Source organism: Bradyrhizobium neotropicale (assembly GCF_001641695.1).
GTDB classification, from domain to species: domain Bacteria; phylum Pseudomonadota; class Alphaproteobacteria; order Rhizobiales; family Xanthobacteraceae; genus Bradyrhizobium; species Bradyrhizobium neotropicale.
This window is the reverse complement of the sequence record NZ_LSEF01000107.1, coordinates 26,170-39,440: the sequence shown is the minus strand read 5'-3', so window position 1 is coordinate 39,440 and position 13,271 is coordinate 26,170. Positions and strand designations below refer to the sequence as shown.

General features: G+C 66.4%; 12 protein-coding genes and 2 pseudogenes. 5 read left to right on the top strand and 9 right to left on the bottom strand.

Features of this window, described 5'->3' with window-relative positions:
* Positions 1-24 precede the first annotated feature (24 nt).
* Complete coding sequence (locus AXW67_RS35975) at positions 25-636, top strand: gamma-glutamylcyclotransferase (protein ID WP_027552391.1); 612 nt, start codon at positions 25-27, stop codon at positions 634-636.
* Here AXW67_RS35975 and AXW67_RS35970 read toward each other — a convergent pair.
* The 5 genes and pseudogenes from AXW67_RS35970 to ftsE all read right to left on the bottom strand — a co-directional run bounded on the left by AXW67_RS35970 (position 633) and on the right by ftsE (position 4,016).
* Entirely contained in the window at positions 633-1,406 is a 774-nt protein-coding gene (locus AXW67_RS35970; RefSeq protein ID WP_063681721.1) for a lysophospholipid acyltransferase family protein, read from the bottom strand. The genes AXW67_RS35975 and AXW67_RS35970 overlap by 4 nt on opposite strands.
* An 11-nt stretch (positions 1,407-1,417) precedes the next feature.
* A complete protein-coding gene (locus tag AXW67_RS35965; protein ID WP_063681720.1) occupies positions 1,418-2,122 on the bottom strand; it encodes a YdcF family protein in 705 nt (234 codons plus the stop codon).
* A 277-nt stretch (positions 2,123-2,399) separates the two neighbouring features.
* Positions 2,400-3,036 (bottom strand): annotated as a pseudogene (locus AXW67_RS35960) (cell division protein FtsX); the annotation flags it as partial.
* A gap of 1 nt (position 3,037) precedes the next feature.
* A pseudogene (locus tag AXW67_RS44550) lies at positions 3,038-3,364 on the bottom strand (ABC transporter permease); the annotation flags it as partial.
* Positions 3,357-4,016 (bottom strand): cell division ATP-binding protein FtsE, encoded by a 660-nt coding sequence (gene ftsE, locus AXW67_RS35955; RefSeq protein ID WP_027552387.1) that lies wholly within the window; start codon positions 4,014-4,016, stop codon positions 3,357-3,359. The pseudogene AXW67_RS44550 and the gene ftsE, both read right to left, overlap by 8 nt.
* A gap of 161 nt (positions 4,017-4,177) precedes the next feature.
* Here ftsE and AXW67_RS35950 point away from each other — a divergent pair, with 161 nt between their 5' ends.
* Together AXW67_RS35950 and AXW67_RS35945 are read left to right on the top strand one after the other, a co-directional pair.
* The gene (locus AXW67_RS35950) at positions 4,178-5,053 is read left to right on the top strand and encodes an MJ0042-type zinc finger domain-containing protein (RefSeq protein ID WP_063681719.1); all 876 of its coding nucleotides are present in this window, start codon (positions 4,178-4,180) and stop codon (positions 5,051-5,053) included.
* Positions 5,054-5,091: 38 nt separating this feature from the next.
* Positions 5,092-5,466 carry a response regulator gene (locus AXW67_RS35945; protein WP_063681718.1) on the top strand — a complete coding sequence of 125 codons (375 nt, stop codon included), beginning with the start codon at positions 5,092-5,094 and terminating at the stop codon, positions 5,464-5,466.
* Between the two features lie 200 nt (positions 5,467-5,666).
* Here the strand turns inward: AXW67_RS35945 and AXW67_RS35940 are convergent, their stop codons facing one another.
* Positions 5,667-8,291, bottom strand: a complete 2,625-nt coding sequence (locus AXW67_RS35940; RefSeq protein WP_063681717.1) for a TIGR02302 family protein — start codon at positions 8,289-8,291, stop codon at positions 5,667-5,669.
* 168 nt (positions 8,292-8,459) lie between these two features.
* On the opposite strand from AXW67_RS35940, the gene AXW67_RS35935 reads away from it, so the two are divergent.
* Both AXW67_RS35935 and AXW67_RS35930 read left to right on the top strand, forming a co-directional pair.
* Positions 8,460-8,843, top strand: a complete 384-nt coding sequence (locus AXW67_RS35935) for a carboxymuconolactone decarboxylase family protein (protein ID WP_027552383.1) — start codon at positions 8,460-8,462, stop codon at positions 8,841-8,843.
* A 122-nt stretch (positions 8,844-8,965) separates the two neighbouring features.
* Positions 8,966-9,874, top strand: coding sequence for an NAD(P)-dependent oxidoreductase (locus AXW67_RS35930; RefSeq protein ID WP_063681716.1), 909 nt, complete (start codon positions 8,966-8,968; stop codon positions 9,872-9,874).
* Between the two features lie 227 nt (positions 9,875-10,101).
* Here the strand turns inward: AXW67_RS35930 and lysA are convergent, their stop codons facing one another.
* The 3 genes from lysA to argH all read right to left on the bottom strand — a co-directional run bounded on the left by lysA (position 10,102) and on the right by argH (position 13,169).
* Entirely contained in the window at positions 10,102-11,367 is a 1,266-nt protein-coding gene (gene lysA, locus AXW67_RS35925; protein ID WP_063681715.1) for a diaminopimelate decarboxylase, read from the bottom strand.
* 23 nt (positions 11,368-11,390) lie between these two features.
* Entirely contained in the window at positions 11,391-11,678 is a 288-nt protein-coding gene (lptM, locus tag AXW67_RS35920) for an LPS translocon maturation chaperone LptM (protein WP_027552380.1), read from the bottom strand.
* A 93-nt stretch (positions 11,679-11,771) separates the two neighbouring features.
* Entirely contained in the window at positions 11,772-13,169 is a 1,398-nt protein-coding gene (gene argH / locus AXW67_RS35915; protein WP_027552379.1) for an argininosuccinate lyase, read from the bottom strand.
* Positions 13,170-13,271: the final 102 nt, after the last annotated feature.

Sequence of the window (13,271 nt, the reverse complement as noted above, 5' to 3'; positions counted from 1 at the left end):
CCGGTTCTGATAGCCGTGCCCGAAATGTCGGAAATCACCCTCCCCTCCGCCACCACCGCCATGGGCGACCTCTGGGTGTTCGGCTACGGCTCGCTGATGTGGCGGCCGGGCTTCGAATTCGAGGAACGTGTCCCGGCGCGGCTGGTCGGAGAGCACCGCGCGCTCTGCGTCTATTCCTTCGTCCATCGCGGTACGCCGGAGAAGCCGGGCCTCGTGCTCGGGCTCGACCGCGGCGGCGCCTGCCGCGGCATCGCCTTCCGCGTCGCCGAAAAGAACCGTATCGACGTGGTCGCCTATTTGCGGGCACGCGAGCAGGTGACCTCGGTCTATCGCGAGGTGATGCGCTCGGTGTGGCTGGAAAACGATGCGCGGCAGCGCGTATCCGCGCTCACCTATGTCGTCGACCGCGGTCATGCGCAATATGCCGGCCGGCTGTCGCTTACCGAACAGCATCGCCACGTGCTCCAGGGCCACGGCCAGTCCGGCGCCAACCGCGACTACGTGACCGCGACGGTGAAGGCGATCGAGGCCGAAGGCTTTCGCGACACGCAGCTGCATCGGCTTGCGACGATGCTGCATGGTGATGCGCATGCCCTGCACGCGCCGCCTCCGGCCGAAGACCACGAAAATCGCTAGCCGCTCGTCGCCGCGTAGCTCGGCGCGGATCCGATCAGCTGCTCCTGCTCCTTGCGGCCAGCGTCGACGATGCGCCCGGTCGCGTCTTCGATGGTCGTTTGCACGCGGGAGAGAAACTCGTCCTTCGGCAGGCCCGGGGGCAGCGGGTCGAGGAATTCGACCACCAGCGTGCCGGGATAACGCATGAAGGTACGGCGCGGCCAGAACAGGCCGGAGTTGAGCGCGATCGGCAGGCACTGCACGCCGCAGGCCGAATAGATCTGGGCGAAGCCGGTCTTGTAGTCGGGCGGTGCGCCGGGCGCGCGGCGCGTGCCCTCGGGGAAGATCACGAGCTGGCAACCACTGCGCACGGCTTCGCGCGCCCGCCGTGTCATGTCCAGGAGCGCCTTGACGCCGGCGCTGCGGTCGATCGCAATCATGCCCGTCTTGATCAGGAACTGGCCGAACACCGGAATGTTCGTCAGCTGCCGCTTGAGGATGAAGATCGGCCGATCGAAGAACTGGAGGAGCGCGAACGTTTCCCAGAACGACTGATGCTTCGCCACGATCACCAGCGGCCCCTTCGGGATCTTCTCCTGCCCGCGGAATTCGACCTTGATGTTGCAGACCACCCGCATCAGGAACAGCGTCGCATTCGCCCACCATTTCGCGACCGTCAGCATGGCTCGGGGCGGCAATGCGAAGGTCGGCAGCGCCACGATCGCGAGGCACACCAGCACGGCGTAAAACAGCACGTTGAACAGGAGCGAGCGCAGGAAAATCAGGAACATCAACAATCCGATCAATTGGCCTGTGCGGTGGCGGGCCGCCTCGAGGGCTGGCCCGCAGGCTGCTCCGACACTTCGGGTGCAAGGTCAACCCCGAAGTCCTCGAGCTGGACCCTGACCTCGGCCGCGATATATTTGACGTATTCCGACAGCAGCAGCCGCAGGGTCGAGGCCGAGGTCCACCACGGCTCCTCGCGCCATTTGTCGCCGACCACCGCGAACGGGATCAGCGCCGTCTCCGGCATCGCGTGCGAAAACTCCACCAGCGCCCGCGGCATGTGGTAGTTCGAGGTGACCACGATCAGCGACTTGAAGCCGCGCTCCTGCGCCCAGCGCCGCGTCTCCGCCGCGTTGCCGCGGGTCGAGACCGCGGTGCGGTCGAGATCGACGCAGCAATGCATGAAGGTCTGGCTCTCCGGCAGAGTCCGGGAGATGTCGCTCGCCGTGGAGGTCGGGTGCACGCCCGAAATCAGGAGCCGCCTGCCGTAGCCGGCGGCCAAAAGCTCCATCGCGTCCGAGACCCGCGAGGAGCCGCCGGTCAGAACCACGATGCCGTCAGCCTTGCGATCCGGCGCGAGCTCGGCACCGCGCAATTGCGACAGGAACGCGACGAAGCCCGCAGCCGCCGCCACGAAGGCGATCGCAACCGTCGACACGACGGTCGCGCGCAGCCAGCCGCGCGGCAGGTTCGGCGATCGATCGTCGGTCGGCGAGGTCATGCGATGTCGGTGATCCCTTCCCCGGCTGATTTTAAGACGTTTTGAGACGAAGTGGAGTCCGGTTTATTTGGCCTACGAACGCAAAGAATACCAGGCTGCGAACGCGATCCCCCCTCCCCTTCTTGTGGGAGAGGGTGGCTCGCCGCGCAGCGGCGAGACGGGTGAGGGGTCTCTCTCGGCGCAGGAATCTCGCGCAGTGAAGTTGCGGGGCGAACCCCTCATCCGGCGCTTCGCGCCACCTTCTCCCACAATAAGGGGAGAAGGGAAAACGGCGATCTCAATCGACATCGTTCAGCGTCGCGAACAGCGTCTGGCGCGAGGCGACCGCGGTGATCGCGCCGATTGCAAGTGCCTGCACCGCGAGCACGACATAGCCGGACGGCCGCAGCGAGAAGGTGCCGAGCAGCGCCGCGAACTGGTCGCCGACCGGGGTACCGGAGAACCAGCCGGCGATCGACTCGGAGAAGCCGAACACCAGCATGGCGACGCCGCCGCCGATCACTCCGCCCTCGAGGCCTAAGCGGAGGAAATGGCGCAGGAAGCGGTTGGCGATATAGCGGTCGCCGGCACCGACAAAGTGCAGGACCTCGACGATCGGGCGGTTCGCCGCCATCGCGCCCCGGGTCGCGAACGACACCGAGATGATGGTCGCGACGATCACGAGCGCGAGGATGCCGAGGCCCGCGAGCACGGTCGCATTGGTCATCGAGCGCATCCGCTCGATCCAGGCACGGTGATCGTCGACACTCGCGCTTGGGGCCACCTGCGTCACGCGAGCGCGCAAGGCGGCGAGGTCGAGCGACGTGCCCGGCTGCACGCGGGCGATGATCATGCGCGGCACCGGCAGATCGTCCATCGACAGGCCGGTGCCGAGCCAGGGCTCGAGCAGCTTGCCGGACTCCTCCTTGCTGAACNGACCTCGACGATGCCGGCTTGCGCGCGCATCGCCTCGGTAACCGCGACGGTATCGCGCTCGATGTCGCGCCCAGCCTGCGGGCGGACCTGGATGGTGATTTCGCTCGCCACATCCGACTGCCATTCCGCCGCCGAGGCGCTGACCAGCAGCACCGTGCCTGTCGTCATCGAGGCGAGGAAGGTCATGATGGCGACGACGGCGACCAGCGCGCGGCCGTGGATCGAGGCGCGCGGCACGATCGGCGACATGTTGCGCGCCTTGGCCGGCAGCGGCGGACGCTCCTGCCCGAGGTCGACCAGCACGCCGCGGTCATCGGTCCTACTCATAGACGTGCAACCGTCCCTGGTGCAGCACCAGCCGCCGCGCCTCGTACTGGTCCATCAGGCCGATGTCGTGGGTGGCGATGATGACGGCGGTGCCGGACTTGTTGAGCTCGATGAAAAGGCGCAGCAGACGGCGCCCGAGCGTCGGATCGACGCTGCCGGTCGGCTCGTCCGCGAGCAGGAGCTGCGGCCGCGAGATCACCGCGCGCGCGATCGCCGCGCGCTGCTTCTCACCGCCGGACAGGATCGGCGGCAGCGCGTCCATACGGTCGCCGAGTCCCACCCAGCGCAGGAGATCGATGACCTCCTTGCGGTAGCTCGATTCACTGCGGCCCATCACGCGGAACGGCAGCGCCACGTTCTCATAGGTCGTCATATGGTCGAGCAGGCGGAAATCCTGAAGCACGATGCCGATGCGCTTGCGCAAGTCCGCGATCTCGTCCTTGCCGAGTTGCGAGATGTCATGGCCGAACAGGTTGATCAGGCCGCGCGTCGGCCGATGCGACAAGAACAACAGACGCAGCAGCGAGGTCTTGCCGGCGCCGGACGGGCCGGTGAGAAACTGAAAGGAATGCGCCGGAATCTGGAAGCTCAGGTCGCGCAGGATCTCCGGCCCCAGACCGTAACGCAGTCCGACATTTTCGAACCGAACCAAGCTCAGCTCCGTTCGAGAGGGGACGTGGCACGCACCGCGAGGTTTCGCCGCACGCCTGGGAAAGGTTTTGCGGCCGTTATGGTTTCCGGTTCGTTAACGGTCGCCTTGTAGCATTCAAGGTGCCCGGTTTCGCACGATCGGGTCATCGCCGAGGCTGGTCCATGCACATCGTCTGTCCCCATTGTACGACATCCTATGCCATCAAGCTTGCGAGCCTGGGGGCCAATGGGCGGACGGTACGCTGCTCCCGCTGCAAGGAGACCTGGGTGGCGCATCCCGAGGACGCCATCGAGGAGGCTCCGGTCCCGGCCATGGCCGCGGCAAACCAGGCCGACGATCAGTCCGACCTCGCCGAACAGTGGAACTCCTACGCCAGGGACGATGGCGCGGCCGATACGCCCGTGATTGACAGCCCCTCGATCGCCAGCGATTGGCCGGATGGGAACGCTGGACAGACCGAGGACGACTGGTCTGAGGCGGCCCTCTCCGCCGAAGAGGACGGCGCCCAGCACCAGTCCTGGTTCCGCGGCCTGTTCCGCCGGCGCATGGCGCGAGTAAGCCGCGCGGCCGCAAGCCCAGTTCCGCGAAAATCCTATTTCGGCCTGCCGACCGCCTGCGCCGCCATGGGCGCGCTGGTCGTGGCCCTCGTGGTCTGGCGCGCCGACATGGTGCGCCTGCTGCCGCAGACGGCCGCTTTCTACAGGACTGTCGGCTTCGACGTGAACCTGCGCGGGCTGGCCTTCAAGGACGTCAAGCTCTCCAGCGAGACCGTGGACGGCAAGCAGGTGCTGGTAATCGAGGGCGTGATCGTCGGCGAGGGCAACAAGAAGCCGCTCGAGATCCCGCGGCTGCGCTTCGCCGTGCGTGACGCGCAAGGTGCCGAGATCTATGCCTGGAATACGGTGCTGGAGCAGACGGTGCTGCGGCCGGGCGAGCGCGCCTTCTTCAAGTCGCGCCTGGCCTCGCCGCCGCCCGAGGGCCGCAATATCGATGTTCGCTTCTTCAACCGGCGCGACGTGACCGGCGGCAGCGTATGATCGGCGCCGCGGGGTCCCGCACGGGAGGTTAGGGTCCCATGCCAAAAGTTCTGATCGCCGACGACGAGGAGTCCATGCGCACGCTGGTCGCGCGCGCCATCGCGATGGACGGCCACCAGACCGTCACCGCGCAGGACGGCGCCGAAGCGCTGGAGATCCTGATCCGCGAGGACGGCGCCTTCGACCTGCTGCTCACCGACATCCAGATGCCGGTGATGGACGGCATCGCGCTCGCGCTCTCAGTCGCACGCGATTTCCCCGATCTGACCATTCTGCTGATGACCGGATTTGCCGACCAGCGCGAACGCGCCTCGAACCTCAATGCGCTGGTGCATGACGTCGTGACAAAACCGTTCTCGGTCGCCGACATCCGCACGGCCGTCGCCGACGCGCTGGCGGCGAAGAAGGGGTAGCGGCGCGGCAAAGCACTGTCGCTGTCATTCCCAGCGAAAGCCGGGAAGCCAGTACGCCGCGGCTTCTCAATGACCTACCGACGACGCGGAGTACCGGATCGCCCGATTAAATCGGGCGATGACATCGAGTGTGTGGGACGCAAAACGCCCAATCGCACGCCGCCCTTAAGCGAAGCGATGCTGGGGCCACAAATCGCGCCTCAAAAATCCTTCAGCAGCCGCTCGAGATAATCGAGCTCGATCTGCGGGCGCGATTGGTCGCCGAGGCGGCGGCGGAGCTCTTCGAGGATGCGGCGGACCCGCTGGACGTCGATCTCGCCGGGAATCTTCACCGTATAGTCGTCGCCGAATTCGCGGCCGTGCAGGGGCCGGCCGAGCGGATCGGTCTGATTGCCGCCGCTCTGCTGCCGGCCGACTCGATTGCCGGGACCGTCGCCCTGGCCATCGCCATCGCCCTGCTGCATCGCCTCGGCCATCTTCTGCGCACCCTTGCGCAGCGCGTCCAGCGCCTTGCCCTGGGAATCCACGGCACCGTCGGCATTGCCTTCGCCGAGCTTCGAGCCGGCATCGCCCATGGCGCTATCGGCGGAATCCAGGCCGTTGTCGTCGTCGCCCTGATCACCGTCCTGGTCGCCGTCTTGTCCCTGCTGACCCTGGCCCTTTTGTCCCTGTTCGCCCTGCTGGCCGCGCTGTCCCTTCTGGCCGTTCTGCGACAGACCGCGCTTGGCGAGCTCGTCCTGAAGCTTCTTCAGACGGTCGCGCAGCGCCTGCTGGTCCTGCTGGAGGTCGGACATCGACTGGTCGCCCTGCTGCTTGCCGCGCATGCGGTCGCGCCGGGAGTCCTGTCCCTGCTTGAAGGTCTTGTCGCGCAGTTGCTGCTGCTTGCGGATCATGTCGCCGAGCTCGTTGAGCGCCTGCTCCATGTCGCTCTCGCCGGACTGCCCCGGCTGCGCCATCTGCAGACCCTCCAGCATCTGCTGGAGCTGGTCGAGCAGTTGCTTGGCCGCGTCCTTGTCGCCGGAGCGCGACAGGCGCTCCATGCGGTCGATCATGTTGTTGAGGTCCTGCTGGCGCAGGATTTTGGTGTTGGGATCAAGAGGCCGGGCAAGCTGCTGCGGATTGTTGCGGAACTGCTCGGCGAGCTGGCGCATGAAATTGTCCAGCGCCTGGCGCAGGTCCTGCGTGAGCTTCTTGATCTCCTCGTCGCTCGCGCCGCGCTCCAGGGCCTGCTTCAGCGCGTCCTGTGCCGCGCGCAGCGCCTTGTCGACATCGCTGATGTTGCCGTCCTCGATCGTCACCGCGAGCGCCCACAGGCTCGCCACGACCTCGCGCAGAGCATCGTCGGTGCGCGCCGCCTCGAGCTGCCGCGCGACGCTGTGGAGGCCGAGATACTGCCCCGCCTCTGGCGTGAACAATTCAGGCGCAATCATCAGCGCGTCGAGCGCGGCGTAGACATCGGCATTCTTGTCGGCGTCGAGCGCGAGGATGCGGCGCTGCTCGATCAGCGCGCGCGCGAGCGGCTTGGTGAACAGCCGCTCCGGCAGGCGCATGTTGAAGGGTTCGCTTTTCGCCTCGTTGCCAGCCTCGTCCTTGGCGGTCAGCGTGAGCGCGACGTCCGCGCCGGCGTAAGGATCTTCGCTGAGGTCCTTCACGGTCTGGCCGACGCCATTACGTGTGCGCGCGTTCGGCAGCACCAGGGCGAATTGCGGCGGCTGGAACAGCGGCCGTGCCGCCTTGGCATCGCCGTCCTTGGTGCCGTCCCTGGCACTCTCCTTGGCGTCGGCGGGACGCAGGGCGAACTGCGCCTCGGCGCCGGTGACGCCGTAATCGTCTTCGATCTTGTAGGCGAGTTGCAGAGCGCCACGCGCCTGGCGCTCCGGATCCTTGGCGAGTGCGATCGTCGGCGGGCGGTCCGGCGTCGCAGTGAAGGTCCATTGCGGCTGGCCCGAGGGCGCGCGGACATGTGCGGTGCCGTCACCGGTGATGGTGAAGTGCTTCTCGTTTGTACCCTTGGGCGCAGCCTCCGTGGGAGCGGCCTCCTTGAGGCCGCCGGAGACGGCGACATCCAGGCTGCCGCCGGAGGAGCGCACGATCAGTGTCGAGCCGGCGGGAACGGCAAGCGGGCCGCTCGCCGGGAGTGCGGCGGCTTCCTTGTTGGCAGCCGACAGGATCACCGGCGGCTTGGCCGTATAGACCGGCGGGGTGACCCAGGCGTCGACGCGGACATTGGTCGGCGCCAGCACGCCGTTCCAGTCGAAGGCAGCGCCTAACCGCAGGGCGCGCTCGTCGCCCGCGGCGAAGAAGGTCGCCACCAGCATCACCATCACCAGCGCGCGCAGCGCCCAGGGATCATGGATGGCAAGGCGCGGATGCGGCAAACCGGCGCGGATGCGCTTGAGCGAGGCCAGCGTGCGCTCGCGCTGGGCCTGCCACAGCGCCTGCGCGACCGGATCCTGCGAAGTCAGCGTGTCTGTGAGCGTGGTGGCCGGACGGTGACGGATGCCTGAACCGCGGTCGAGCCGGCTCAGGGCCTGCTCGCGGGTCGGCCAGCGGAAGCGAATCAGCGGGAACAGGGCCGTGGCCGCAAGGCCTGCGAAGACAGCGAGACCGATCGCGCGGGCCACCGAGGGCAGAGCCAGCCAGAGTCCGGCCCAGGACACCACCAAGAACAGCCCGGCAACGGTCAGCACGCGCGCCAGATGCGGCCAGGCGCGCTCCCAAGCGATCGCATATGTGGCCCGTTGCAGGGCCTGCGCCAGCTTCAGCCGCGACAGAGCGTCGCCATCGCGGATCGGGTCTGACGGGTCGGGGGTGACGCCGTTCAATCAACTCTCCAGGTTGCCCGGTGAGAGAAGCGTATCACAACGGCAGCACTGAGGCATCCGTTCCTGTACGGGACCCACCCCATTTGCCGCATAACACGAGGACGTGACTGGCCCGGCGCACCCCCGTAATTTCCACGGCGCCATCGAGGAAGACGAGAAGGAAACGTCATGGACAAGAAGATGCACGACAAGGGCCTGGAAGTTCGCAAAGCGGTGCTGGGCGAGGCTTATGTCAACAACACCCTCAAGAACGTCGACGACTTCAACCGTCCGTTCCAGGAGATGCTCAACGAATATTGCTGGGGCACGGTGTGGGGCCGCGAGGAACTGCCGCGCAAGACCCGCAGCATGCTCAACATCGCGATGATCGCGATCCTCAACCGCCAGCACGAATTCCGCGCGCATCTGAAGGGGGCGCTGACCAACGGCGTCAGCCGCGACGAGATCCGCGAGATTCTGATGCAAGTCGCGATCTATGGCGGCATGCCGGCGGCGGTCGACAGCTTCCGGATCGCACGCGAGGTGTTCGCGGAGATCGATGAGAAGGCGTGAAGCGGCAAGAGTGAGGGGACGCACAATCCTCCAACCGTCGTCCTGGCTTTCGCCAGGACGACACCGAGGGTGTGGCGCGCAGCCCCGCTTCAACAACGAACAACAACCAACAAGGAAACACCATGGACATCGGATTCATCGGCCTCGGAAACATGGGTTTCCCAATGGCGCGGCGGCTGATCGAGGCGGGGCATCGGCTCGTCGTATTCGACACGCGCAAGGAGGTCGTCGACAAGGTCGTGGCGCGCGGCGCAACGGCGGCGACGTCGCCGAAGGATGTCGCCGACCAGGTCGAGACCGTGATGGCGAGCCTGCCCTCGCTGCAGGCGTCACTCGCGGTCGCCACGGGGTCGAACGGCGTGATCGAAGGCCAGCGCGTCAAGCGCTTCGTTGATCTGTCGACCGTCGGCTCGCAGATGGCGGCGAAGATTCACGCCCTGCTCGCGGCGCGCAACATCGTGCAGATCGACAGCCCCGTTTCCGGCGGTGTCGGCGGCGCGGAGAAGGGCACGCTGGCGGTGATGGTGTCGGGACCGAAAGCGGAGTTCGAGACGATCAAGGCTGCGCTCGACATGATCGGCAAGGTGTTCTTCATCGGCGAGAAGCCGGGCGCGGCGCAGACCATGAAGCTCGCCAACAATTTCCTCTCCGCGACCGCGATCGTGGCGACCTCGGAAGCCGTCGTGATGGGCGTGAAGGCCGGGCTCGATCCCGCCGTGATGATCGACGTCATCAATGCCGGCTCCGGCATGAACACTGCGAGCCGGGACAAATTTCCGCGCTCGGTGCTGCCGCGAACTTTCGACTTCGGTTTCGCCACCGGATTGATGGTGAAGGACGTGCGGCTCGCGCTTGAGGAGATGAAGCAGCTCGGCCTGTCGATGGAGGTCGCGGATGCAGTCGGCCGCCTGTGGGAAACCGTGATCAGCGCCGAGGGCCCCGATTCCGATTTCACCGCGGCGATCAAGCCGATCGAGAAGAAGGCGGGGGTTGTGGTTGGCGGCGCGAAGAGGGGATTGGCGGGGAAGTAGTTTTCGGGCGCAACGCCCTCCCCGCGTCGTCCTGGACAAGCGAGCGCTTGGCAACGCGTAGCGTTGTCCAATAGCGAGCACTGATCCAGGACCCATAATCACAGGGAGGAGTTTGGCGAAGACTCGTGGTTACCAGCTTCGCGCCGCAACTCCTCCCTGGGGTAATGGATCCTTGCGCCAGGACGACAGCCAAGAGGGGCGCGGCCGTGCCGCCCCTCACCTCGTGATCACAGCCACGGCGCCGGCTTGTCCATCGCGATCAGCTGCTCGACCTCGAGGCGGGGGCGCACCACGGCGTACTGGTCGTCCTTCACCAGCACCTCCGGCACCAGCGGCCGCGTGTTGTAGGTGCCGGCCTGCACGGCGCCATAGGCGCCGGCGGTCATGATGGCGAGGAGGTCGCCTGGCTTCGGCGTCGGCAGCGTGCGGTCGAGGGCGAGATAGTCGCCGGTCTCGCAGACCGGGCCGACGACGTCGGCCATGATCGTCGGAGCGCCCTTGGTGGGCTGCATCACCGGTAGGATGTCGTGATGCGCCTCATACAGCGTCGGGCGGATCAGGTCGTTCATCGCGGCATCGATGATGACGAAGTTCTTGCCGTCGCCGTGCTTCACATAGATCACCTTGGTGACCAGGATGCCGGCGTTGCCGACGATCATGCGGCCCGGCTCGAACATCAGCGTGCAGCCGAGATTGTGGGTGACGCGCTTGACCATGGCGGCATAGGCGTCGGGCGCCGGCGGTGCCTCGCGGTCCATGTAATAGGGAATGCCGAGGCCGCCGCCGAAATCGACATGGGAGATGTTGTGGCCGTCGGCGCGCAGCGTCTGCACGAACTCGGCGAGGATGCGGAACGCGGTCTCCATGTTGGAGAGATCGGTGATCTGGCTGCCGATATGCACGTCGGTGCCGGTCACCTCGATGCCCGGAAGCTTCGCCGCCCGCGCGTAGACTTCGCGGGCATGCGCGATCGGGATGCCGAACTTGTTCTCGGATTTGCCGGTGGAGATCTTTGCGTGCGTGCCGGCATCGACGTCCGGATTGACGCGAATGGAGATGCGCGCGGTCCTGCCCGTCTCGGTCGCAAGGCGCGACAGCAGCTCGAGCTCGGGCTCGGATTCGACGTTGATGCAGAGGATGTCGGCGGCGAGCGCGGCGCGCAGCTCTTCTTCCGTCTTGCCGACCCCCGAGAACAGGATCTTGCTGCCAGGAATGCCTGCGGCCAGCGCGCGCTTCAACTCGCCGCCCGAGACGACGTCAGCGCCGGCGCCGAGCTTTGCCAGGGTGCGCAGCACCGACTGGTTGGAGTTGGCCTTCATGGCGTAGCAGACCAGCACCTTCTCGCCGGCAAAGGCCTCGGTGAAGACGCGATAGTGGCGCTCGAGCGTCGCGGTCGAATAGCAATAGAAGGGCGTGCCGACGGTCGCGGCAAGCTCGGACAGATTCACCGCCTCGGCGTGCAGCACGCCGTTGCGGTAGTCGAAATGGTTCATGGCGTTGGCTCAGTTACCCCAGCTCATCGGCTGGGCTTTTCGTCCAGGAGCGGGTCGAGAACAAACGGTCGTTTCTTGCCCTTGGCCGCCGCCGGCGCGGCGTCCGCGCCGTAGGTGGGATTGAACACGCTCGGCGTCCTCTGGGCTTCGATCTCGGTGTCCGTCGGCGCAGCGCTCGCCGTGGGCGCATTCGAGGCGGTCGGCGGCAGGTCGAGCGGACCCTTGCGGCCGCAGCCGGCAAGCGCGAGCGCCGTCAGGCTAAGGACAATGATGGCCCACCCCGAGCCGGCCGGGCGAAACTTTGACGTCACGACGAGATCCCCACTAGGCGGGGCGCACCATACAGAGATTGGCGCGCTCTGGCGAGAGCCGGATGACCATGAAACATAAGCGAAATTTTGCTCTCAGCCCGATTTTTGCTCTTTTTCCAGCCGCCTCGCCCAGGCCTTGGCCTGGCTGGCGACATTCTTCGGCGCGGTGCCACCGAAGCTGGTGCGGCTTTTCACCGACGATTCGACCGAGAGCATGCCGAGCACGTCCCTGGTGATCTTCGGCTCGATCGCCTGCATTTCCTTCAGCGGCAACTCGTGGAGCGCCACGCCGTCCTTGGCGGCCTGCGCCACGATCCGGCCGGTGACATGGTGGGCCTCGCGGAAGGGCATCTTCAGCGTCCGCACAAGCCAGTCAGCAAGATCGGTCGCGGTCGCGTAGCCCTCGCCAGCGGCGGCCTTCATCTTCGCCTCGTCAGGCACGAGGTCGCGGACCATGCCCGTCATGGCGCGGATCGCGAGCGACAGTGCGGCAAAGCCCTCCATGGCGCCCTGCTTGTCTTCCTGCATGTCCTTTTGATAGGCGAGCGGCAGGCCCTTCATCACGATCAGAAGCCCGTTGAGCGCGCCGATGACGCGTCCGGTCTTGGCGCGCACGAGCTCGGCCGCATCCGGATTGCGCTTCTGCGGCATGATCGAGGAGCCCGTGGTGAACTTGTCGCTGAGCCTGACAAGGCCGACCAGCGGCGAAGTCCAGATCACGATCTCCTCGGCGAACCGCGACATGTGCACGGCGCAGATCGAGGCGGCCGACAGGGTCTCCAGCACGAAGTCGCGGTCGGAGACCGCATCGAGCGAGTTCGCCATCGGGCGGTCGAAGAGAAGCGCCTTCGCGGTGGCGTGGCGATCGATCGGAAACGAGGTGCCGGCGAGCGCAGCGGCGCCGAGCGGCGACTCGTTGAGCCGCTTGCGCGCGTCCTGGAAGCGACCGCGATCGCGCGCGGTCATCTCGACATAGGCGAGCAGGTGGTGGCCGAAGGTCACCGGCTGCGCGGTCTGCAGATGCGTAAAGCCGGGCATCACGGTCGCGGCATGCTCCAGCGCGCGATCCACCAGCGCCTGCTGGAACGCGGCGAGCGCGGCGTCGGTCTCGTCGATCACGTCGCGGACGAACAGGCGGAAGTCGGTTGCGACCTGGTCGTTGCGCGAGCGCGCGGTGTGCAGGCGGCCGGCGGCGGGGCCGATCAGCTCGGACAGCCGGCTCTCGACATTCATATGGATGTCCTCGAGCGCGCGCTTGAACTCGAAGCCGCCCTTGCCGATCTCTGACAAAATCGTGTCTAGACCCTTGCCGATATTTTTCGCATCAGAGGCCGTGATGATGCCCTGCGCGGCAAGCATCGCGGCGTGGGCCTTGGACGCGGCAATGTCCTGGGCAAAGAGGTGACGATCGACGTCGATGGAGACGTTGATCTCCTCCATGATCTCATCGGGACGTTCCGAGAACCGGCCGCCCCACATCTTGTTGCTCATGATCCCTTGCTCACGCCCTGCTTGTCGCTGTGCGGCCTGTGCCGCGCGTTTGCTGGCGGCGGCCAGCCGTATTAAGAGGCCCCTGATAGCCATATCTGCGAC

Excerpts from the sequence above, each read along its gene's own strand:
- AXW67_RS35975 (WP_027552391.1), top strand. The coding sequence starts at position 25 with ATGTCGGAAATCACCCTCCCCTCCGCCACCACCGCCATGGGCGACCTC.
- lysA (WP_063681715.1), bottom strand. The coding sequence starts at position 11,367 with ATGAACCATTTCGACTACCGCAACGGCGTGCTGCACGCCGAGGCGGTG.
- AXW67_RS35930 (WP_063681716.1), top strand. The coding sequence starts at position 8,966 with ATGGACATCGGATTCATCGGCCTCGGAAACATGGGTTTCCCAATGGCG.
- argH (WP_027552379.1), bottom strand. The coding sequence starts at position 13,169 with ATGAGCAACAAGATGTGGGGCGGCCGGTTCTCGGAACGTCCCGATGAG.
- AXW67_RS35935 (WP_027552383.1), top strand. The coding sequence starts at position 8,460 with ATGGACAAGAAGATGCACGACAAGGGCCTGGAAGTTCGCAAAGCGGTG.
- AXW67_RS35945 (WP_063681718.1), top strand. The coding sequence starts at position 5,092 with ATGCCAAAAGTTCTGATCGCCGACGACGAGGAGTCCATGCGCACGCTG.
- AXW67_RS35970 (WP_063681721.1), bottom strand. The coding sequence starts at position 1,406 with ATGTTCCTGATTTTCCTGCGCTCGCTCCTGTTCAACGTGCTGTTTTAC.
- AXW67_RS35965 (WP_063681720.1), bottom strand. The coding sequence starts at position 2,122 with ATGACCTCGCCGACCGACGATCGATCGCCGAACCTGCCGCGCGGCTGG.
- AXW67_RS35950 (WP_063681719.1), top strand. The coding sequence starts at position 4,178 with ATGCACATCGTCTGTCCCCATTGTACGACATCCTATGCCATCAAGCTT.